The sequence below is a fragment of the Pedobacter sp. ASV1-7 genome (genome assembly GCF_040203335.1).
Lineage (GTDB): Bacteria > Bacteroidota > Bacteroidia > Sphingobacteriales > Sphingobacteriaceae > Pedobacter.
This window is the reverse complement of sequence record NZ_JBEHBV010000001.1, coordinates 920,122-941,398: the sequence shown is the minus strand read 5'-3', so window position 1 is coordinate 941,398 and position 21,277 is coordinate 920,122. Positions and strand designations below refer to the sequence as shown.

The following is a 21,277-nucleotide window of genomic DNA, read 5'->3' as shown; positions in this document are numbered from 1 at the left end:
CTGTGGTATGGGCCGGGATCGAACCGGCGACACATGGATTTTCAGTCCATTGCTCTACCGACTGAGCTACCGTACCATCTTATTTAAACATATCTATTAAACATGTTCCCCTCGGTTGGGAGTGCAAATGTAGTGTCTTTATTCGAAGATTAAAATATTTTTTAAAAAAAAATTAAAATAGTTTATTTATATACGAATACATCACTTTTTTCTCTATTATATGCATGCATAGTAATTTGTTTTAAGCTAAATACTTTAACTTAGCAAACGATAAGATAGAATCTAAAATGGTGTCACAAATCCTATTCATAGCCCTTACGTTGGCTTCAATAGCTCTTTTTAGCTATAACTTAAAAAAGGTTATCCGTAATATCCGTTTGGGAAAAGCGGCAGACAGGTCGGATCAGCCTCAGAAAAGACTAATAACCATGCTAAAAGTAGCTTTTGGACAAACAAAAATGTTTTTCCGCCCCATTCCTGCGGTACTTCACCTTGTAGTATATGCAGGCTTCGTGATCATTAATCTCGAAGTACTGGAAATTATGATTGATGGTATTTTTGGCACACACCGCATATTCGGTGGATTAGGAATCTTTTACAATGTTCTTATCGGTTCATTTGAATTCCTGGCGCTTGGTGTATGGTTGGCTTGCGCTATTTTCTTAATCAGAAGGAATGTTATCAAACTGAAAAGATTTAGTGGAATAGAAATGAAAAACTGGCCAACATCAGATGCCAATTATATACTTATTACTGAAATATTATTAATGACTGCATTCTTGACCATGAACGCCGCAGATGGAAAGCTACAAGCTATGGGTGCGGGACATTATGCAGCTTACGGAGCATTCCCTGTTAGTCAGTTCCTTCAAGATCTTTTACCCAATAGTGAAGCAGCACTAATCGCCATTGAACGAGGCTGTTGGTGGTTCCATATTGTCGGTATTTTTGCTTTTTTGAACTATCTGCCCTATTCTAAACATTTTCATATCATGTTTGCCTTTCCAAACACGTACTTCGCCAACCTGGAACCAAAAGGAGAATTTACAAATATGCAAAGTGTGACAAATGAAGTAAAAGCAATGCTTGACCCATCATTTACACCAGCAGAAGCAGAAGTTGGACGCTTTGGAGCAAAAGATGTGAATGACCTGACCTGGGTTAACCTCATGAACGCCTATACTTGTACAGAATGTGGAAGATGTACCTCAGTATGTCCGGCAAATATTACGGGCAAACTCCTATCTCCTCGAAAAATCATGATGGATACGCGTGACAGAATGGAAGAAGTTGGTAGAAATATAGATAAGGCAGCAAAAGGTGGAGACAAGGCAGCAACTGGACTAGACGACGGAAAATCTTTAATCGATAATTATATCAGCCGAGAAGAGATATGGGCTTGTACAAGCTGCAATGCATGCACACAGGCCTGTCCTATCAACATTGACCCACTATCTATCATTACCGAACTCAGAAGATATGCTGTAATGGAAGAATCACAATCCCCTGCCAGCATAAATGCGATGTTAGGTAATATTGAAAACAACGGTGCACCATGGAAATATTCGCCGGCCGACAGGTTTAACTGGGCTAAGCAGGATTAGTGGAATAGAAAGATTTAAAGACAAAAGCTGAAAGATCAAAAATGAGTGAGCAATTAAACTTTACCGTGCCAACAATGGCAGAAATGATAGCAAAAGGCGAAGAGCCAGAAATCTTATTCTGGGTAGGCTGCGCTGGTAGTTATGATGAAAGAGCGCAGAAAACCACACGTGATATTTGTAAAATATTACATCATGTAGGCATGAAATATGCAGTTCTGGGCACTGAAGAAAGTTGTACCGGAGATCCGGCAAAACGTGCTGGTAATGAGTTCCTGTTCCAAATGCAGGCCATGACCAATATTGAAGTGCTTAATGGTTATAATATCAAGAAAATAGTTACAGGATGTCCCCACTGTTTCAATACCATAAAAAATGAGTATCCAGGACTGGGAGGTACATATGAAGTTATACACCATACTCAACTGATACAACAACTGATTGACGAAGGTAAACTTAAGGCTGAAGGCGGTGAAAGTTTTAAAGGCAAAAAGATTACTTATCATGACCCATGTTATTTAGGCCGTGGAAATGATGTATATGAAGCCCCTAGAAAAGCACTTGAAGCCCTTGATGCCCAACTCGTAGAAATGAAACGTTGCAAATCCAATGGCTTATGCTGTGGTGCCGGCGGTGCTCAAATGTTCAAAGAACCAGAAAAAGGCAATAAGGACATCAATATCGAAAGAATTGAAGAGGCTCTTGAAACTCAGCCTCAGATTATAGCTGCTTCTTGCCCTTTTTGTATGACCATGCTTAATGATGGTGTTAAAATGAAAGATCAGGATCAGAGTGTTAAAGTTTTAGATATAGCAGAAATCACTGCCAGAGCAAATGGATTGTAATCCTCTTTTCATATCATCCCTAAACTCTGGCAGCAATGGAAATTGTTACTATGTGGGCAACCACGAAGAAGCAATATTAATTGATGCCGGCATATCATGCAGGGAGACAGAAAAAAGGATGTTGCGTCTTGGCCTTTCTATGCAAAAAGTAAAGGCCATATTTATTTCTCATGAACATACTGATCACATAAAGGGGCTTTGTACCCTTGCGTCAAAGTATAATTTACCCATTTATATTAATCAAGGCACATTAGCTGCCTGCAGGTTTAATTTAAGGGCAGATCTCATTCGGAACTTACAAACCGACAAACAGGTACAGATAGGTGAACTTCTAGTTACTAATTTCTCAAAATTACATGATGCCTCTGAACCGTGCAGCTTCGTGGTATCTCATGGAGAGACAAAAGTTGGTGTTTTTACAGACATAGGCGCAGCTTGTGAACAACTTACTTTTCATTTCAAACAGTGTCACGCCGCATTTCTTGAAGCCAATTATGATGATGAGCTATTACAGAAAAGTGCATATCCATACTTTTTAAAGAAGCGCATCAGTGGAGGAAAAGGACATTTATCAAATCTACAAGCATTGGAGCTTTTTAAAGCCCATAAGCCTCTTTTTATGAGTCACCTCCTGCTTTCTCACTTATCAAAAGACAACAATTGTCCTGAACTCGTATCAGACCTTTTTACGCAACACGCAAACGGTACAGAGATTATTGTAGCTTCCCGCTATCAGGAAACAGAAGTTTATGCTATTTTTGAGCCAGCAACTGTGCATTCATTTTAATCAGCCGCTCTGATAAGTCGACCAGATCCTGAGGCTCAATATTTTTTAATGGGATAATCATATATGTTGCCATACTATCAACATCTCCCCCTTTTTTATCCTTATAGGTTTGTACAATTACATTCTCACCAATAGTCCTCAAGTACAGCTGTCCATTTTTATCTGTCCCATAATAATCCAGATCCTTAAATTTAGCCAGATTAAAAGAGAAATATTCTACCTTTCCACTTACATAATAACGTCTGTATCTGCAAAATCCAGTGTTGGTAACATTTAGCTGATAGCGTTTAATCTGCTCTGCTCCATGTTCAATATCATGATGTTCTACAAGCTTATTCTGAATATAGAGCAGTTGCTCATCAAATAATGAAGCAGAGCTGAATGCCATCAAAATCAGAAAAACCAGTATAGAGAGTGACATTTTTAAGCCTAATGTAAACTTATTCATGACGTTAAAAATTTAGCTGCATCAAATTAAATAATTTATTAAATTTGATCTATGAGTTTTTCTCCACAATCTAAAATATGGATCTATCAGAGCAATCGTCCATTTACAAATGACGAAGTTCCAGCTATACAACAAAAACTGGACGACTTCACATCTCAGTGGAAAGCACATGGTCACCAATTAAAAGCAAAAGCAGAAATCATACATAACTTCTTCATCGTATTTACAGTTGATGAAGCTATTGCAGGTGTTACAGGTTGTTCTATTGATGCCTCGGTTCGTGTAATTAAAGACATCGAGCAAGCATACAATGTAGATTTGTTTGATAGATTTAACATTGCCTATAAAATAGATGATAAAGTAATCGTGACCAATAAAGAAGATTTTGAAACTCTGGTAAGTATTAATAAAGTTGGACCGAAAACTATTGTTTTCAACAATCTTGTACAAAACCTAAATGAATTTCAAAACAAATGGGAAACAACTTTTGAAGAGAGCTGGCACAGCAAAGTCTTTTCATAGCATTTCAAAATCAGGTATTAAGCCCGTTTTTCTTAGAAGTCCAGAGGTCCAAGCCTTTTCATATTTTTCATGATCAGATATTGACGATGTCTGATATATGTTGTTGGCTTTTTGGGCGTCCATCTCCTTGGGTTCGGAAAACAAGCAGCAATTAATGCAGCTTGTGAACGGGTTAATTTAGTGCATGATTTACCAAAATAGGCTTGCGCAGCAGCTTCTGCTCCATATATACCATCCCCCATTTCAATTACATTAAGGTATACCTCAAGGATACGTTCCTTACTCCACAGCATTTCTATAAGCAAAGTAAAATAGGCTTCAAATCCTTTACGTACCCATGAACGGCCTGGCCATAAGAAAACATTTTTGGCTGTTTGCTGTGAAATGGTACTGCCACCTTTAATCTTTTTGCCTTTTTTATTCGTTTCGAAGGCCTTTTCAATAGCCTTAACATCAAAACCTATATGTTTTAAGAACAACTGATCTTCAGCCGAAACAGCAGCACGCTTCATGTTGTCAGACATGTCTTCAAAATCAACCCATTCCTTTTGCAATTTAAAAGGCTTACCATCAGTTTTACGCTCTATGTTACGTAACACCATGAGCAAGGTAATAGGAGGATTAATAAAGCGATATGCCAGCACCCAGAGAACGCTAACCAATAAAAACCAAAGAAAAATTCTGGTTACTATTGACGAGATTCTTTTAGTAAGAGATTGTTTTGATTTACTGTTCGAACGCTTCTTTTGTGCCATCGGCCAAAGGTAAGAAAAAGGCATAAAAAAAAGGCTTTCCGAAACCGGAAAGCCTTTTTTTTATGATTGTAAGAAGATTACTCAGCTACAACTTCGAAAGGAACTTTAACTTTCACTTCTTTGTGTAAGTTTAAGTTGGCAACATATTCACCAACAAATTTAGGTTCAGTTTCGAAAGTGATACGGCGACGGTCAACTTCAAAACCTTTTTGTTTTAAAGCGTCAGCAATCATAATGGTATTTACTGCACCAAAAATCTTACCTGTTTCACCAGCTTTAGCACCGATAGACAATTTAACCTCAGCTAAACGTTCAGCGATACCTTCAGCATCTTTCTTAATTTTATCTTGTTTAAAAGCAGCTTGTTTTAAGTTTTCTGCTAATACTTTTTTAGCTGAAGGAGTAGCCAAAGCACCAAATCCTTGAGGGATTAAGTAGTTACGGCCATATCCTGGCTTTACAGTAACGATATCATCTTTTTCCCCTAGGGATTTGATATCTTGTTTCAAAATAATTTCCATCTCTCAGCTCCTATTTTAATTGGTCAGCAACAAAAGGTAACAAACCAATGTGACGTGCACGTTTAACCGCCTGAGCCACTTTGCGTTGAAATTTCAATGAAGTACCAGTTAAACGGCGTGGTAATAATTTACCTTGATCATTGATGAATTTTAACAAGAAGTTTGCGTCTTTGTAATCAATATATTTGATTCCGTTCTTTCTGAAACGGCAATATTTTTTTCTGTTATCGTCCACTTTTGGAGCAGTAACATATTGTATTTGATCTTTAGCCATTATCCTGCAACCTCCTGTTTTGGTTTTTTGTTAAAAGCACCACTACGTTTTTTCTCATTATATGCAACCGCATGACGGTCTAATCTAATGGTAAGGAAACGCAATACACGCTCATCACGCTTAAGCTCCAACTCCAACTTGTTAATTAATTCACCTGAAGATTTGTACTCTGTAAGGTGGAAAAATCCGCTTGCTTTTTTTTCAATCGGATACGCTAATTTTCTCAAACCCCAATTGTCCTCTTGAACAATTTCGGCTCCGCTGTCAGTAATGATTTTGCTGAATTTGGCAATAGCCTCTTTAGCAACTTCTTCTGACAACAACGGGGTTAGAACGATAACAGTTTCGTACTGATTCATTGTTATTTATTTGTTTTTTTAATTTATCCGCTCTTAATGCGGGATGCAAAAGTAATAATAAATTTCTAATAATCAAATGTTTTAATGCTTGCCAAACAAGTAATTAACACCAAAATGAAGCCTCTGTACCCTCAATGCTATAGAATAATAATCAGTTAATGCCGCTTTTGGGCTATATCCTGCAAATATTTCTATTTTTTTGTTCAATACAACGCCAGTACTAAGTTCTAAAGAGTAATTAAACCAATTGACTTCCCTATCACTGTTCTCAATGAAAATAGTCTTATCCAAGCCTCTTGTAAACGCAATCTTATTATTACTTATTTTTGAAAAATTCAGTCCGGCGCCAAATCCTGCAAAGAACTTTAATTTATTGGTGTTATATATATTGTAAATAAACTGAGGAGTCAATACAAGGGAAGCCCGGTCAAAAGTATGGCTACTGCTGCCTATATTGTCAGATACTGACACTCCATACTTATCCATCATTAACGAAAGCTCCGCTCTAAAGATCAGCTTACCTATTGCAGGATTTACAAGAAGATCAATCCCCCCATTTAATATTGGCGAGTAAGAGATTTTCGATATAGCACCCTCACTTGCAAGCTCGTCCAGTCCCCTATAGCTAGCTGAGCTTACACTAAGAGCTGCACCGGCAAAAAATCTGCCCCCTTTGTATTTAGACTTAGGAGTTTTTTGATCATTAATACCTGAAACAAATTTCAATAATGCACGTTCTGTATAATCCAAATTCAAAATACCCTTTTCAGGAATTGGCCTCCCCGGATTACTCTCCACCATTTGAGCGAGCAGTTGTCTAACATACTTATTGTCATTCACTATAGCATTTGTCTTGACTGTACTTAAATATGTATTTCTAATCAACTCAACAGGCTCCTGATGATTTCTACTCATCATATAATAACGTTCTTTCACATCATCTTCATAGTAAAAGAGAACTAAATTCTTTCCATCCTGCAAAACCTTAAGAAAGACTGTTTTTCTTTTAAATGAGGTATCCGGACCATAACTTAAATTAGCAACATCAACCTTACTCATACTAATATTTACAGTAAAACGCCTCTGGTGCTCAGTATCATCAACTCCATAACCTACACAATTCTCCAGATTATAAGTTTGCGTACTGCTACTTAAGGAAGTTCTGAAATTCACCTCAACGGGATTCTTACTTCTTTCTTTATAATCAATAAAGCCTTTAAGCGTATCCTTAGAATTGGTAATTACATATCCTTTTTGAAAATTAGCCTGAGCAAAGCTCAAGACAGGAATGGCCCATAAAAGGGCAATAAGAAAGCGTTTCATTTGATTTGGTTTTAATTTGAAGCGAAATTAATTTTAATTAGTCATACTTTCAAATAACTAATAGAACTGTAAAAAACAAAAAAAGGTTGTCCTTGTAAAGAACAACCTCTCATAAGTACTAACCAAATACTTTTTGCAATTACATTTGAACCGTTTTGGTAACAACCTGATCTGCAGATCTGATGATAAAAGTCAGCTCTCTGGAGTATCCACGTACGACATCAAATTTCTTAACCAGCGTTGATCCTCCGGCAAAAACCTTTTGAAATACCTGACCATTATGTTGATCTAGAATCTCAATTTCAATCGGCCCCTTAGGAGCATTTTCAACATTCAATACTAAAACATCATCCATCTTAGTTAATACCGGATTAAGCATATTAATGATTACCGGCTCAGAAACTGAAACACTATCTCCTTTAATTTCTATTTTGTACTCAGTAGCTTTCGCATCTGTCCATAGTTTAAAGGTATAGTTCCCATTAGGAAGAGAACTCAAATCATAAGTTTTAGATGTTCCCTTTTTTGCATTTACTTTCTTTTCATACAAGGCTTCATTGTTGGCACCATAAATAGCCACATCAACAACTTGCGTTTCATTCATAGCAAAAGTTACAGTCTTTTCATTTACACGCTTAACGCTAAACGAAAACTCACCATCACTTGCATACAGACCTACAGAACTCATTAATAATGCTGCGATCAAACTGATTTTAATAAAACTTTTCATAACAAACTGTTTTAATTATTTTATGATACAAATTTACCCCGCATTAAAACGAAAGTCTTATTGCATATATCCACATATCTATGCTATATTACCCTCCATAAAAACCAAAAGGCAAATACACCCGTTTTATTTACACTGAGAGAAGAAAAAATGAAGATAAAAACCAACAAGCCAGGCTTCGAAATCATCGAATCCTCATTCGGAAGCTCGTTTTATTATTCAAAGTATGCTGAAAAGCTAAATAACAAATCACATGTCTGGCATTACCATCCTGAAATTGAAATGGTCTTTGTAAACGGTGGCTCAGGAAAAAGACAGATCGGAAGTCACCTTTCTTATTATACAGATGGAGATTTAATACTTATTGGCAGCAACCTCCCTCATTGTGGTTTCACAGATGACCGTACGGGCAACAAAAACGAAACTGTTATTCAAATGAAGCCAGACTTTCTTGGAACAGAGTTCCTAAATCTCCAGGAAACAAAATACCTTCCCGAATTATTTAACAAAGCAAAAGGAGGCATTGCTTTTGGCACTGAAACAAAAAAAGCAGTTGGAGAACGTATAGAAATGATGGATCATCAACAACCATTTGAAAGACTGCTCACCCTGTTAACCGTTTTAAAAGAACTGGAAAGTGCTCAGGATTATAAGATTCTGAATGCTTCAGGATTTTCAATGGAAACTCAGGTGCAGGACAATGATAGAATCAACATGATCTTTAACTATGTAAAAGATCACTTCCATGAAGAGATTATTCTTGCTGAAGTAGCGAAAATGGCCAGCATGACGACCCCTTCTTTTTGCAGGTATTTCAAAAAGACCACAAAAAAGACATTTACAAAGTTCGTAAATGAGTATCGGATTGTACATGCTGCCAAACTATTAGCCGAAAAACAAATCAGCATAGCAAATATTAGTTATGAAAGTGGCTTTTATAATTTTAGCCATTTCAATAAGCTCTTTAAAGAGTTTACTGGTAAAAGTGCATCCGAATACAGAAAAGAATTGAAGTCAGTTTTAAAGTAACAATACCAACACTTTTCCTTACAATACGGAATAAAAAGTTTACTTTTTACCAAACAAGTAATTAACCCCCAGTCTCATCCTTTCTACATTAATATTAAAAACGCCATAATTGCTGATCGGCATATATGGACTATATCCCGCTGAAATCTCTATCTTTTTATTCAAAACCACCCCCACAATTCCCTGAAAAGAATAATTAACGGCCTCCATTTTTAACGGTTTGTTAAGCACATCGGATTCACCACTAACCGTATTTAACGCTACATATTCATCATTGCGGGTTAACATAAAATTCACACCACCTCCAATTCCGACAAATACCTTAAAGTGATCGGCATTATACATATTATATATAACCTGAGGTGTAATCACAGCGAGATACTGATCAAAAGAATGCTTGTAGATATCATCTCCGCGACGAATTGCAATTTCATTTTTACTCATCTGTAAAGACAACTCTGTTCTAAATAACAACTTTCCAATTACCGGATTGAAAAATACGTCTATACCAGTTGTCAGCATAGGTAGATATGACACCTTTACCTTTGCTGTCGGGCTCGCAAAATCATGCGCCCCTGAATAACTTGCCCAGCTCCTGTTCAGCGCCAGGCCTGCAAAAAACCTCGTGCTACTATGTTTAGGCTTAGTCAACTTTTGCTGATTGATCTCAGCAACAAGTTCCAGCAACGCATCTTCACCATATTCCAATTTCGATAACTTTTCTTGATCAACTGCAATTCCGGGATTAGACTCCCTCATCACATCCAGCAATTGTCTGATATACTGATTCCCATTTACAACTCTTTTAACGCCCTCTTCCTGCATATATAAGTGCCTGATGAGTTCTGTGGGCGTTCCATTTTTAGACTTCAAGTAAAACCGTTCCTTAACCTTATCTACATAAGAATATAAGGTTACATTTTTACCGGCCTGTAATACTCTTAGAAATACAGTGTCCGTTCTTGAAGAAAGATCTGGAGCACTTGACAATCTATCAATATCCGTTTCACCCATTGTAATATCTACCACATGGCTTTCAAACGACTCCGCGTCATCAACACCATAAGCATTGCAATTATTTGAGGTAAAAGTCTGGGTTTTACCATCCATGGCTGACCTGAAATCAAATGTAGTTGGATTTTTCTTTCGTTCTTTATAATCTATAAATCCTCTTAAAGTATCATTTGATTTGGTCACTACATAACCTTTGTCGAAATTCTTCTGCGAAAAAACAAGTATAGGGGATGCGATAAGCACCATAGTGAGAAAGCGTTTCATAATTTAAATTCGTATTTTTTGCTAAACTTAGATAAAAGTATTCATTTCAAAAAATGAATACCGGTATGTGCATTTTATTTTCCCACAAATTACTCTAGCTCCATAAAAAATTTCTAATTTCGTGGACGAATGGAAAATTTTATAGTATCAGCCCGTAAATACCGCCCGGCAACGTTTGAAACCGTTGTTGGACAGCAGCACATTACAGGCACCTTAAAAAATGCTATAAAGAACAATCAACTGGCACAGGCTTTTTTATTTTGCGGACCGAGAGGTGTTGGTAAAACTACCTGCGCACGTATTCTTGCAAAAACAATCAACTGTACCAATTTAACAGCCGAACAAGAAGCATGCGGCACTTGTGAGTCTTGCATTTCTTTTCAGACGGGTCATTCTTTTAACTTTCATGAGCTCGATGCTGCATCCAACAACTCTGTTGATGACATCAGAAGTCTTATTGATCAGGTGCGTATACCGCCACAAGCAGGAAAATATAAGATCTACATCATTGATGAGGTTCACATGCTTTCGGCAAATGCATTCAATGCTTTCCTAAAAACACTTGAAGAGCCACCTTCTTATGCTATTTTCATATTAGCTACAACAGAGAAGCACAAAATATTACCAACCATATTATCCCGCTGTCAGATATTTGATTTCAACAGGATTCAGGTAGATGACATTTCAGGTCACTTAAATAAAATTGCACAACGCGAAAACATAGCTGTAGAAGCAGACGGACTTCACATCATTGCACAAAAGGCAGATGGAGGTTTGAGAGATGCGTTATCTATGTTTGACCAGATTGTAAGTTATACCAATAAAAACCTAACTTATAAATCTGTAATCGACAATCTTAATATCCTGGATTACGATTACTACTTCAAGCTTACAGACTATCTTAATACCGCCGATGTGAGTAATTCACTGGTATTGTTTGATGAAATATTAAACAATGGCTTTGATGGCAATAATTTTATTAATGGATTAGCCAGCCATCTCAGAAACCTGCTGGTTGCAAAAGATCCTCAGACCACCAAACTGTTAGAAGTCAGCGAAAACATCAAGCAAAAATACATCAGCCAAAGTCAGCAAACATCTGCATCGTTTATCCTTACTGCACTGAACCTTGCAAACCAATGTGACCTAAACTACAAGAACAGTAAAAACCAGCGTTTGCAGGTAGAAATGGCCCTGATAAAAATGTGCCACATCCCTTCGGTACTACAGCTAGCCAGCCAACCTCACAACAACGCAACTGACACTGATCAGATTAAAAAAAAAACTAATATAAGTTCTGCTACCCCTGTTGCAAGCATCAGTATTCCTGTGCAAAATCAGCCGGTAGTACAAACACCACCATTAAGTGTAAAGGAAGCAAAGCCCGAAGTGGAAGCTGCAAAACCTGCTGTAACTCCTTCAGCAAGCATACCACTTCCAAAAAGAACAGCACCTCCATCCGGTAAAATAGCATTACAGCCTTTATCTGCCTCAGTGCAAAACAAAGCTGCAACCTTAATCCCATCTTTAAATGGGATAGAAAAAAAAGCAGAAGGTGAAGAAGGCGATGAGCCGAAATACATTACAGGCAACGACCGCGAAGCTTTTACATTGGAGCAACTTACTTTCTATTGGAATCAGTACACCAATATGGTAAAAGATGCTAATAAGATCAATATTTATACCCTAATGAGTACTTCACCTCCTATTCTTGAAAGTCAGGAAGAGATCATGGTACATATTGAGCATAAATTACAAGAAGATCTGTTACAAGATGAGATGATTGATCTACTTAACTTTTTAAGGCCAAGACTTAAAAACTTTAACATTTACATTAAAACAAAACAGGTTGTTAAGGAGGTAGTAAACAGGCTATACACCAGTACGGAAAAATATCAATACCTGGTAGAGAAAAACCCTAAGCTTGAAGAAATGCGCAGAAGGTTCAACCTTGATGTAAACCCATAAATTATTTTCCTGGCTTATCATTAATCGGATACCCCTCTTCGTCAAGGTCATCCCGATCATCCTCATCTGTACGAGATAAGATTTCATCTTCCGGACTCAAAACGACACTTTCTCCCGAATTATCTATACGCATACCTGCTCCATCTAACCGTTCACTCATTTCTTTCATATTGTCATATTCTGACCCAATATAAGGATTGGATTCATCATAGGTAGAGATACTATCCTCACCATTGGGCGCCGAGGTATCATAAGGAAGTGGATGATCATACTCCATATCATTGCCTTTTACATCAAATTCAAAACTGTTTTTATCTTTATCAAAAGACAAATTTTCAAAATCCTTAGTCTCCCCTAAACCCATTGAATGAAGTTTATCATTTGCTTTAGGAGCACCTTCCTGATTATTTTCGCCCGTCATCATAATGGTAAGTTTTATTAAATATAACGAAAATAGAACTTCAAATGTTTGGTGTTAATAAAATAAAAAAGGGGTTGTGTCCTCAGACCAACCCCTCCTTCAATATGTAATAATAAATTACGTTATAAACTTGCCAAAGCAGCATTTAATGTTTGACTCGGACGCATTGCTGCAGCTGCCAATTCATCATCAGGATTATAATAACCACCAATATTTTGTGGTTTACCTTGTGATCCGATTAATTCTTCACTTATTTTAGCTTCATTCTCTGCCAATACCTTTGCTAAAGGAGCAAATTTAGCTTGCAATGCTGCATCCTTTGACTGAGCAGCAAGAGCTTCAGCCCAATATAAAGTCAGGTAGAAGTGAGAACCACGGTTATCAATTTGTCCTACTTTACGCGCAGGGGACTTATCATTAGCCAGGAACTTTTCTGTAGCTACATCTAAAGTTTCGGCAAGCACCAATGCTTTAGCATTGTTTTGAGTTTGCCCCAAATGCTCCAATGAAACTGCTAAAGCCAAGAACTCACCTAATGAATCCCAACGTAAATAACCTTCCTGAATAAATTGTTCAATATGTTTTGGTGCAGAACCTCCAGCTCCTGTTTCAAATAACCCACCACCATTCATCAATGGAACGATAGACAACATTTTTGCTGAAGTACCTAGCTCCAGAATCGGGAACAGATCTGTAAGGTAGTCACGAAGAACGTTACCGGTTACAGAGATTGTATCCAGACCTTTACGGATTCTTTCCAATGTAAATTTAGTCGCTTCAACTGGAGAAAGAATACGGATATCCAAACCATTTGTATCGAAGTCAGGCAGATATTTATTTACTTTTGCTATGATTTCTCTATCATGTGCTCTTTTCTCATCCAACCAGAATACAGCAGGTGTATCAGACAGGCGTGCTCTGTTTACAGCTAGTTTAACCCAGTCCTGAATTGGTGCATCTTTAGTCTGACACATACGGAAGATATCACCTTTCTCTACTTTCTGATCAAAGAAAACTTTACCCTCAGCATCTGTTACACGGATTGTTCCGCTTGCAGTAGCCTGGAAAGTCTTATCATGAGAACCATACTCTTCTGCTTTCTGGGCCATCAAACCTACGTTCGGCACTGAGCCCATTGTAGTTACATCAAAAGCACCATTTGCTTTACAGTCATCAATTGTTGCTGTATAAACACCAGCATAACAACGATCTGGAATCAAAGCGATAGTATCTTGTGATTTACCTTCTTTGTTCCACATTTGTCCAGAAGTACGGATCATTGCTGGCATAGAAGCATCAACAATTACATCTGAAGGAACATGTAAATTGGTAATTCCTTTATCAGAATTTACCATAGCTAAATCAGGTCCGTTTTCAATAGCAGCAGTAATAGCCGCTTCAACTTCAGCTTGTTTAGCATTTCCTGCAATTTTAGCATAAACATCACCTAAACCATTTCTGGTATCAATGTTTAATTCTGCAAAAAGCGCTGCATATTTAGCGAATACATCAGCAAAATATACTTCAACAATAGCTCCGAAAATGATAGGATCAGAAACCTTCATCATTGTTGCCTTTAAGTGTGCAGATAATAGAACACCTGCAGCTTTGGCTTCAGCAATTTCTTTTGCAACGAAAGCTTTTAAAGCGGAAAGGCTCAAAGCTGAACTATCAATCACTTCACCTGCTTTTAAAGGAGCAAGACCTTTCAATTCAGTCACAGCACCATCCGCAGCAACAAACTCAATTTTAAACTGAGTTGCATCAGCCACTGTTACTGATTTCTCTGAACCATAGAAATCACCCTCTGTCATGCTTGCAACTCTGGTTTTAGAATCTGTAGACCATGCACCCATTGAATGCGGATTAGCTTTTGCATAATTTTTAACGGCTTTAGGAGCTCTACGGTCTGAGTTACCTTCACGTAATACAGGGTTAACCGCTGAACCTAAAACCTTTGCATATTTTGCTTTAATTGCCTTTTCTTCTTCAGTCTGTGCATTATCCGGATAATCAGGAATTGCAAATCCTTGAGATTGTAATTCAGTGATTGCACCAACCAATTGAGGAATAGAAGCTGAGATATTAGGCAATTTAATAATATTGGCCTCTGGTGTAGTTGCCAGTTGACCTAATTCCGTCAATGCATCTCCAATCTTTTGATCTTCTTTTAAAAACTCAGGGAAGTTGGCCAAAATTCTACCAGCAAGAGAAATATCTCTGCTTTCTACATCGATACCAGTCGAAGCGGTAAAAGCTTGTACAATTGGTAAGAAAGAATAGGTTGCCAGCATTGGCGCTTCATCTGTTTTGGTATAGATAATTTTTGATGTGTTTGACATGTTTTATAAATACGATTAATGAATGAAAATAAAAGCTGGAGTTTGTGACAACATGCTTTTGTTAAAATCGCCTAAAGATATAATAAACAGATGAATTTTAAGCCATTAAAATGTTATAAATCGGTTAAAATGAGTGCTGAAATCCACAATTACAGCCTAAAAATATCGACTATAATTAATTGGGAGTGATTAGGGAATCAGTAGCGAATAAACAAGGGGTTGCTTTACCCTTCCTTTACCTTTCCTTTACTCTTGCTTTACCCTTGGTTTACCCCTAGGGTAAAGGAACCCTAAACCAACCCTAAAGGAACGGTAAAGCAACCAGCTACTTATTCCCTATTTATTCACTACTTATCTTTAATTTATTATGAAACATATGTTCAACATACCATAAAAGCACTTGATTTTTAAAAGATTAACAATTTTTAACAAAAACCCCTCTTTCATTTTAGTAATATTGAGAAACAATCTCCTAAACGCTTAACCTTCATGAAAAAAATTATTATCGCTCTTTTATTATTAACTTCAACAAACCATATATATGCACAAAACAAAGCCTCAATTAAGGGGGTAATTCTTGATTCCATCTCCAAAGCCCCTATAGAACATGTAACTGTTGCAATAGTATATACCAAAGATACTTCCCTCATTTCCTATACCATAACGGATTCCAAAGGACACTTTTTGCTGAGCGCATTGCCAGCAAACAAGCAAACTAAAGTCATCATTTCCTTTGTAGGCTATAACACCATCCGTCGAAACCTGGATTTTACATCCTCTACTACTAAAGACTTCGGCAAAATTTTAATGACTGGCCACAGCTTAAACGAAGTAATCATACAAGGTGAACGTTCCCCTATTGTAATAAAAAAGGACACTATAGAATTTAATACTGAAGCTTTTAAAACCAGGCCAAATGCTGTAGTAGAAGAATTGTTGAGAAAACTACCGGGTGTACAGGTCAATATTGATGGCTCCATTTTAGTAGATGGAAAGCCGATCAGCAAACTGATGATTGATGGGAAAGACTTTTTTGGATCGGACCCAAAAGTAGCTACCAGAAATCTAGATGCCGATATGATTGATAAAATTCAGGTATACGATGATAGAGAAAATGATCCTGACCACAAATTAAGTACTGACCAGGTCGAGAAAATCATTAACCTTAAGCTAAAAAATAAAATAAAAAAGAGCACACTTGGTAAAATATACGTAGGGGGCGGTACCCGGCAAAGGTACGAAGCAGGGGGAATCATTAGTAGTTTTAGAGATACATTACAGGTCAGTTTAATCGGCCTGTCTAATAATCTTACAAAAACGGGATTTTCAAGAGAAGATCTGAATAACATGGGGGGTTTTAACAGAGGAGGTGGCGATCAGACAGGTGAGGGAACTTTTGGTGGAAATAGTTGGGGAGGAATGGAAAAGATAACATCTGCAGGTTTTAACATCAATAACGATTATGGTACCCGGTTAAAAACTAACCTGGTTTACTTTTATACAAATACTAACACAAAACGCGAAAGCAAACACTTTTCTGAGCAGACGCTTATAGATACGGTTTTGAGTTCTTCATCTAAAAATACATCAGACCGTAATGAATACAAACATAGCTTAGGTGGACTTATAGAATGGAAGCCCGACACTTTGAATAGACTCAGATATGAACCAAAATTGAATTTCCAATCCAATAATAACATTAACGGTTCACAAAACGAAAACTTTAACAACTTTAATCCTAAGCTTTATGAATCTATTGGCAACGATACTCAACAAACAAAGAACATCGGCTTTTCGCACAATTTTTCATTTTATCGCAAGCTCAAAAAGAAAGGTGAATCAATTCATATTAATCATAGTTTAGCACTTAATGAAAATGCGACAGATGCATTTTTGAACAATAACCTGACTTCCTACACAAATGACATTCCCTCAAGTCTTTTAAGCCGTTTTACAGATCAGCATGCAAAAAGCTATTCAGGTAACCTATCTGTAAATTACAATTACCCGATCAGTAAAAAAGTAAGGGTAGAAATTACATCCGATAGCAGGTTAAGATCCAACAATGACTTCTTAAAAACCTTTGATAAAAATACCATAACTGATGTTTATGATATCTTTTTAGCCAATCAGAGTAATGACCTAACCCGTCAAATATTTACACAGTCGTTTAATCCTCAGTTGAATTATCAATTGAACCCGAAATACACCTTCAAACTGGGATTAAATGCAACTTATCAAGACGTCAGGAATAAATTCAACAGTACCGTAAATGACATCAATAAAACTTACCTCAATCTCTTCCCTGCAATAGAAGTAAATGGCCCCGGCTTCTCCGTTAATTACAGAGAAGGCCTGGAACTACCCAGTATCTGGCAATTACAACCTATTGAAAGGATATATAATCAGATCAGCAAATCGGTCGGTAACCCCGGGCTTGAAGCTGGAAAATCCTATAACATAGGAGCAAGAATATATAAGAATTTCCCCCGTAAACAGATCAATTTCAATCTATATTCTTCAATAACACTTTCAGAAAACAATGTCGTTCAGCGAACCATAATTGATGGGACCGGGGTGAATACCAGAAGCTATGTAAACAGAGATGGTGGTATGAGAGGCCATATTGGTGGAAATATCGGGAAGCAGTTTAAGAAATCTCAAAACTGGAAAATTGGTTTAAACACTTCAGCTTTTGTTTACATGAATAAGAGTGCTTTCTTTTTAAACACAGATGAAGGTATTCAGCAAAACTATGACTTTAGCGTTAGTCAGAGTGTCGATCTTAACTATCGTGAGTTATTAAGCCTCAATACCAGCTACCGGTTAAGAAAGAGCATTGCAAATTATAAAAATGTAGATTACAAATCTGTAAATACAAACAATCATTCCTTAACAACTAATATAAGTTTAAGATGGCCTAAAAAAGTAATTATTGACGGCAGATACAACTTCAATTACAATCCTCAAGTACCTGATGGTTTTACAAAAAGCACCAATATTCTGAATTTATCTGTTTCACTGTTAATGCAGGAAAAAGACAGGGGCCAATTGAAACTTTCTGTGTATGATTTACTTGATCAGAGTACTTCAGTCTACCAATATGGTTATAACAATGCAATAGTGGTTGGTGAGCAAAATGTTTTAAAACAATATTTTCTGTTAACCTATCAATACAAGTTGAATATATTTAAGAGTAAATAGCCACAATCTTTGTATGTATTTCTCAAGGTAAATTTTAGCTTTGCTTTAGATGAAAACATTTTTTACAGCCTGTTTCACAATGCTTTGTTTTTCAGGCATTGCCCAGACTAAGCAAGACACAACAAAAAAACTTGAAGAAGTAGTAATTCGACCATATTTTTCTACCGTACCTGTACTGAGGTCGACTGGCTCCATTGGTTTGATTAGTCAAACAGATTTAGAAAAACAACCTAATGGTTCTTTTGTATCTGCAATGAATACCATTTCCGGTGTCCGTATGGAAGAGCGTTCCCCTGGCAGTTACCGGCTATCCATCAGGGGAAGTTTATTACGTTCTCCCTTTGGAATTAGAAATGTTAAGATCTACTTTGATGACTTTCCTTTAACAGATGCAGGTGGTAATACTTATTTTAATGCATTAGATGTATCGTCAGCTCAAAGCATCCAGGTATTGAAAGGGCCTCATGGCAATATTTTTGGCGCCAACTCTGGTGGGGTAATATTGGTTCAATCTGCCGGTAGCATTCCCGATAGCACAGCATTGAACCTAAAACTTGAGGGCGGCTCTTATGGGACTTTCAGGGAAAATCTATCTTTAAACAAGCAGTTTAAAAATTACAGCTTTAATATCACTCAGGCCTATCAACGTAGTGATGGCTACCGAGACCATAGTGGAATGGATCGCAAATATTTCCAGACTACCCATAAATGGGATTATGCAAAGAACGCCGCATTAAAGGCATTAGTGTTTTATTCTGATTTACATTACAATACACCAGGAGGATTAACAGCGGAACAATTTGCTTTAAATCCTGAATTATCAAGGCCTGCTGGCGGCGCTTTTAAAAGTGCTATTGAGCAAAATGCAGGAATTTATAGTAAAACGATATATGGAGGTATTTCTCATGATTGGCAGATCAATGAAAAGTTTAAACATGTATTGGCAGTATTCTCTACATATACTGATTTTAAAAATCCTTTTATCACTAATTATGAAGAGCGTAAAGAGTTTACAATAGGTCTGAGATCTTATGTTGAATATCAACAACGCCTAACTAATGCAAATCTAAAATTCAACCTTGGGGTAGAAAGTATGCAGACAGCAACAGATTTCGACAACTATGCTAACAATTCAAGTATTAGAGGGGATCTTACAGTTGCTGATCAGCTAAAAGCCAGGTCTAATTTCGCTTTTGCACATTTTACTGCTGATTTTTTTGACAAGTGGTTATTGGAACTATCAGGTAGTGCTAATTTGTATGGTTATGGATATGAAAGTAGTTTTCCTGTTGTAGTTCCTAAAAAAACGAATAATTTCAATGTTCAGTTTGTACCAAGAGCTGCATTATCATATCTGATTGATCCACGTTTATCACTACGGGCATCAGTAAGTAAAGGCTACTCCCCTCCTACATTATCTGAAGTAAGGGCTTCAGACAATGTAATCAATGTAGACTTACAACCTGAACAGGGCTGGAATTATGAAACAGGGCTGAAATATCAGACTTTAAACAACAGGCTTTATGTTGATTTTACAGGATTCTTTTATAACCTTAAAAATGCCATCGTAATTCGTACAAACGATGATGGTTCAGATTATTTTATCAATGCAGGAGGAACTAAACAGTGGGGATTAGAAAGTACATTGGCTTTCTGGGCGATTCCAGTCAACGCTTCAAACTTTGTAAGAGGGCTACAATTCCGCAATGCATACACCCTAAGCCGATTTAAATTCGACGAATATCAAAATAAAGCAGCTGATTATTCTGGCAATGATCTGACAGGGGTACCTAAAAATGTTTTAGTGAGCAGTATAGACATACAGTTTCCAAAGGATTTCTATGCTTTCCTCCAACATAACTTTACTTCACAAATTCCACTGAATGATGCAAATACAGTTTATGCAAAGAAATATCACCTTTTACAAGCAAAAATTGGCTGTAAAAATCTGCGTATTGGAAAAACCCCAGTTGAACTTTTTATTGGAGCAGATAACCTTTTAAACGAAAGCTACAGCCTTGGCAACGACCTTAATGCAATGGGTGGCCGCTACTTTAATGCGGCTGCAAAACGCAATTTTTATGGAGGAATGGCAGTTATTATTTATTAACTTAGCCAGAAACCAAATAATTATGTCAAAGATTTTAACCTTCTTTTTAACTGCGTCTTTAATAATTGTATTTTTTGCAGCTCCTGTAAGTGCCAAGAAAAAAAGAATACTTGTTTTTTCGAAAACAGCCGGCTTCCATCACTCCTCTATTAAAGCTGGAGTAGCTGCAATTCAAAAATTAGGTTTGACAAATAAATTCGAAGTAGACACAACAATTGATGCTAAAAAATTCACTCCTCAAAACCTGAAAAAATATGCAGCAATTATCTTCTTAAACACCACTGGCGATGTATTAAATGACGAACAACAAACTGCTTTTGAAAAATATATTAAAAGTGGTGGCGGTTATGTAGGTGTACATGCTGCGACAGATACTGAGTTCGACTGGCCATGGTATGGTAAACTTGCTGGCGCCTGGTTTGTAAATCACCCAAAGGTGCAGGTAGCAACTTTAAACGTAGTAAACAGAAATACAATTTCCACTAAACACTTACCCGAGAACTGGATAAAAAAAGATGAATGGTATAACTTCAAAGATATCAACAAAGACATTAAAGTGCTGATTACCATTGACGAAAACAGTTACCAAGGCGGTAAGAATGCCCCTCAACACCCAATGTCCTGGTATCATGACTTTGATGGCGGACGTTCATTTGTTACTGCCATGGGACATGTTGAAGAGTCATATAGTGATCCGCTTTTTTTACAACATCTACTCGGTGGTATCCAATATGCAATGGGAATAAAAAAAATGGAGTAA

The 21,277-nt window shown here is 37.0% G+C and carries 19 protein-coding genes and 1 tRNA gene; 9 read left to right on the top strand and 11 right to left on the bottom strand.

The features are described from left to right. Nucleotides 1-3: 3 nt before the first annotated feature. Nucleotides 4-76: transfer RNA gene (locus ABDJ41_RS04110), tRNA-Phe, on the bottom strand. Nucleotides 77-287: 211 nt separating this feature from the next. Here ABDJ41_RS04110 and ABDJ41_RS04105 point away from each other — a divergent pair. The 3 genes from ABDJ41_RS04105 to ABDJ41_RS04095 are packed head-to-tail and all read left to right on the top strand — an operon-like array spanning nt 288 to nt 3,233. After that, a complete protein-coding gene (locus ABDJ41_RS04105; protein ID WP_349784465.1) occupies nt 288-1,604 on the top strand; it encodes a 4Fe-4S dicluster domain-containing protein in 1,317 nt (438 codons plus the stop codon). Between the two features lie 41 nt (nt 1,605-1,645). Further along, nucleotides 1,646-2,446, top strand: a complete 801-nt coding sequence (locus tag ABDJ41_RS04100; protein ID WP_349784464.1) for a (Fe-S)-binding protein — start codon at nt 1,646-1,648, stop codon at nt 2,444-2,446. Then, the gene (locus tag ABDJ41_RS04095) at nt 2,436-3,233 is read left to right on the top strand and encodes an MBL fold metallo-hydrolase (RefSeq protein WP_349784463.1); all 798 of its coding nucleotides are present in this window, start codon (nt 2,436-2,438) and stop codon (nt 3,231-3,233) included. The genes ABDJ41_RS04100 and ABDJ41_RS04095 overlap by 11 nt, the downstream gene beginning before the upstream one ends. Here the strand turns inward: ABDJ41_RS04095 and ABDJ41_RS04090 are convergent. Next, nucleotides 3,199-3,681: a hypothetical protein gene (locus tag ABDJ41_RS04090; protein WP_349784462.1), complete on the bottom strand. Its 483-nt coding sequence runs from the start codon at nt 3,679-3,681 to the stop codon at nt 3,199-3,201. The two genes, ABDJ41_RS04095 and ABDJ41_RS04090, sit on opposite strands and share 35 nt — an antisense overlap. A gap of 51 nt (nt 3,682-3,732) precedes the next feature. Here ABDJ41_RS04090 and ABDJ41_RS04085 point away from each other — a divergent pair, with 51 nt between their 5' ends. Then, a complete protein-coding gene (locus ABDJ41_RS04085) occupies nt 3,733-4,203 on the top strand; it encodes an ABC transporter ATPase (protein ID WP_349784461.1) in 471 nt (156 codons plus the stop codon). 32 nt (nt 4,204-4,235) lie between these two features. Here the strand turns inward: ABDJ41_RS04085 and mtgA are convergent, their stop codons facing one another. From mtgA to ABDJ41_RS04055, 6 genes are all read right to left on the bottom strand, one after another. Further along, nucleotides 4,236-4,958 carry a monofunctional biosynthetic peptidoglycan transglycosylase gene (mtgA, locus tag ABDJ41_RS04080; protein WP_349784460.1) on the bottom strand — a complete coding sequence of 241 codons (723 nt, stop codon included), beginning with the start codon at nt 4,956-4,958 and terminating at the stop codon, nt 4,236-4,238. Nucleotides 4,959-5,035: 77 nt separating this feature from the next. After that, complete coding sequence (gene rplI / locus ABDJ41_RS04075; protein WP_349784459.1) at nt 5,036-5,479, bottom strand: 50S ribosomal protein L9; 444 nt, start codon at nt 5,477-5,479, stop codon at nt 5,036-5,038. A 10-nt stretch (nt 5,480-5,489) separates the two neighbouring features. Further along, nucleotides 5,490-5,753, bottom strand: a complete 264-nt coding sequence (gene rpsR, locus ABDJ41_RS04070; protein WP_084291565.1) for a 30S ribosomal protein S18 — start codon at nt 5,751-5,753, stop codon at nt 5,490-5,492. Continuing rightward, on the bottom strand, nt 5,753-6,112 hold the full coding sequence (gene rpsF / locus ABDJ41_RS04065; protein WP_349784458.1) for a 30S ribosomal protein S6: 360 nt from the start codon (nt 6,110-6,112) through the stop codon (nt 5,753-5,755). The genes rpsR and rpsF overlap by 1 nt, the downstream gene beginning before the upstream one ends. A gap of 81 nt (nt 6,113-6,193) precedes the next feature. Continuing rightward, nucleotides 6,194-7,435 (bottom strand): hypothetical protein, encoded by a 1,242-nt coding sequence (locus tag ABDJ41_RS04060; protein WP_349784457.1) that lies wholly within the window; start codon nt 7,433-7,435, stop codon nt 6,194-6,196. A 139-nt stretch (nt 7,436-7,574) separates the two neighbouring features. Continuing rightward, entirely contained in the window at nt 7,575-8,165 is a 591-nt protein-coding gene (locus ABDJ41_RS04055) for a T9SS type A sorting domain-containing protein (protein WP_349784456.1), read from the bottom strand. Between the two features lie 150 nt (nt 8,166-8,315). Here ABDJ41_RS04055 and ABDJ41_RS04050 point away from each other — a divergent pair, with 150 nt between their 5' ends. After that, nucleotides 8,316-9,194: an AraC family transcriptional regulator gene (locus ABDJ41_RS04050; protein WP_349784455.1), complete on the top strand. Its 879-nt coding sequence runs from the start codon at nt 8,316-8,318 to the stop codon at nt 9,192-9,194. Between the two features lie 39 nt (nt 9,195-9,233). Here the strand turns inward: ABDJ41_RS04050 and ABDJ41_RS04045 are convergent, their stop codons facing one another. Then, nucleotides 9,234-10,472 (bottom strand): hypothetical protein, encoded by a 1,239-nt coding sequence (locus ABDJ41_RS04045; RefSeq protein WP_349784454.1) that lies wholly within the window; start codon nt 10,470-10,472, stop codon nt 9,234-9,236. A 129-nt stretch (nt 10,473-10,601) separates the two neighbouring features. Between ABDJ41_RS04045 and ABDJ41_RS04040 the strand changes: the two genes are divergently transcribed. Next, the gene (locus tag ABDJ41_RS04040) at nt 10,602-12,440 is read left to right on the top strand and encodes a DNA polymerase III subunit gamma/tau (RefSeq protein WP_349784453.1); all 1,839 of its coding nucleotides are present in this window, start codon (nt 10,602-10,604) and stop codon (nt 12,438-12,440) included. Between the two features lies 1 nt (nt 12,441). On the opposite strand, the gene ABDJ41_RS04035 is transcribed toward ABDJ41_RS04040, so the two are convergent. Together ABDJ41_RS04035 and ABDJ41_RS04030 are read right to left on the bottom strand one after the other, a co-directional pair. Next, nucleotides 12,442-12,864: a hypothetical protein gene (locus ABDJ41_RS04035; protein ID WP_349784452.1), complete on the bottom strand. Its 423-nt coding sequence runs from the start codon at nt 12,862-12,864 to the stop codon at nt 12,442-12,444. A gap of 119 nt (nt 12,865-12,983) precedes the next feature. Next, nucleotides 12,984-15,203, bottom strand: a complete 2,220-nt coding sequence (locus tag ABDJ41_RS04030; RefSeq protein ID WP_349784451.1) for an NADP-dependent isocitrate dehydrogenase — start codon at nt 15,201-15,203, stop codon at nt 12,984-12,986. Between the two features lie 489 nt (nt 15,204-15,692). On the opposite strand from ABDJ41_RS04030, the gene ABDJ41_RS04025 reads away from it, so the two are divergent. Genes ABDJ41_RS04025 through ABDJ41_RS04015 form a run of 3 tightly spaced genes read left to right on the top strand, consistent with a single transcriptional unit; the run spans nt 15,693 to nt 21,277 of the window. Then, nucleotides 15,693-18,407 (top strand): outer membrane beta-barrel protein, encoded by a 2,715-nt coding sequence (locus ABDJ41_RS04025; RefSeq protein ID WP_349784450.1) that lies wholly within the window; start codon nt 15,693-15,695, stop codon nt 18,405-18,407. A 49-nt stretch (nt 18,408-18,456) separates the two neighbouring features. Beyond that, the gene (locus tag ABDJ41_RS04020) at nt 18,457-20,517 is read left to right on the top strand and encodes a TonB-dependent receptor (RefSeq protein ID WP_349784449.1); all 2,061 of its coding nucleotides are present in this window, start codon (nt 18,457-18,459) and stop codon (nt 20,515-20,517) included. A gap of 22 nt (nt 20,518-20,539) precedes the next feature. Continuing rightward, the gene (locus ABDJ41_RS04015; protein ID WP_349784448.1) at nt 20,540-21,277 is read left to right on the top strand and encodes a ThuA domain-containing protein; all 738 of its coding nucleotides are present in this window, start codon (nt 20,540-20,542) and stop codon (nt 21,275-21,277) included.

Bases quoted from the DNA above. Each gene is read 5' to 3' on its own strand.
- ABDJ41_RS04105 (WP_349784465.1), top strand. From the start codon at position 288: ATGGTGTCACAAATCCTATTCATAGCCCTTACGTTGGCTTCAATAGCT.
- ABDJ41_RS04100 (WP_349784464.1), top strand. From the start codon at position 1,646: ATGAGTGAGCAATTAAACTTTACCGTGCCAACAATGGCAGAAATGATA.
- ABDJ41_RS04095 (WP_349784463.1), top strand. From the start codon at position 2,436: ATGGATTGTAATCCTCTTTTCATATCATCCCTAAACTCTGGCAGCAAT.
- ABDJ41_RS04090 (WP_349784462.1), bottom strand. From the start codon at position 3,681: ATGAATAAGTTTACATTAGGCTTAAAAATGTCACTCTCTATACTGGTT.
- ABDJ41_RS04085 (WP_349784461.1), top strand. From the start codon at position 3,733: ATGAGTTTTTCTCCACAATCTAAAATATGGATCTATCAGAGCAATCGT.
- mtgA (WP_349784460.1), bottom strand. From the start codon at position 4,958: ATGGCACAAAAGAAGCGTTCGAACAGTAAATCAAAACAATCTCTTACT.
- rplI (WP_349784459.1), bottom strand. From the start codon at position 5,479: ATGGAAATTATTTTGAAACAAGATATCAAATCCCTAGGGGAAAAAGAT.
- rpsR (WP_084291565.1), bottom strand. From the start codon at position 5,753: ATGGCTAAAGATCAAATACAATATGTTACTGCTCCAAAAGTGGACGAT.
- rpsF (WP_349784458.1), bottom strand. From the start codon at position 6,112: ATGAATCAGTACGAAACTGTTATCGTTCTAACCCCGTTGTTGTCAGAA.
- ABDJ41_RS04060 (WP_349784457.1), bottom strand. From the start codon at position 7,435: ATGAAACGCTTTCTTATTGCCCTTTTATGGGCCATTCCTGTCTTGAGC.
- ABDJ41_RS04055 (WP_349784456.1), bottom strand. From the start codon at position 8,165: ATGAAAAGTTTTATTAAAATCAGTTTGATCGCAGCATTATTAATGAGT.
- ABDJ41_RS04050 (WP_349784455.1), top strand. From the start codon at position 8,316: ATGAAGATAAAAACCAACAAGCCAGGCTTCGAAATCATCGAATCCTCA.
- ABDJ41_RS04045 (WP_349784454.1), bottom strand. From the start codon at position 10,472: ATGAAACGCTTTCTCACTATGGTGCTTATCGCATCCCCTATACTTGTT.
- ABDJ41_RS04040 (WP_349784453.1), top strand. From the start codon at position 10,602: ATGGAAAATTTTATAGTATCAGCCCGTAAATACCGCCCGGCAACGTTT.
- ABDJ41_RS04035 (WP_349784452.1), bottom strand. From the start codon at position 12,864: ATGATGACGGGCGAAAATAATCAGGAAGGTGCTCCTAAAGCAAATGAT.
- ABDJ41_RS04030 (WP_349784451.1), bottom strand. From the start codon at position 15,203: ATGTCAAACACATCAAAAATTATCTATACCAAAACAGATGAAGCGCCA.
- ABDJ41_RS04025 (WP_349784450.1), top strand. From the start codon at position 15,693: ATGAAAAAAATTATTATCGCTCTTTTATTATTAACTTCAACAAACCAT.
- ABDJ41_RS04020 (WP_349784449.1), top strand. From the start codon at position 18,457: ATGAAAACATTTTTTACAGCCTGTTTCACAATGCTTTGTTTTTCAGGC.
- ABDJ41_RS04015 (WP_349784448.1), top strand. From the start codon at position 20,540: ATGTCAAAGATTTTAACCTTCTTTTTAACTGCGTCTTTAATAATTGTA.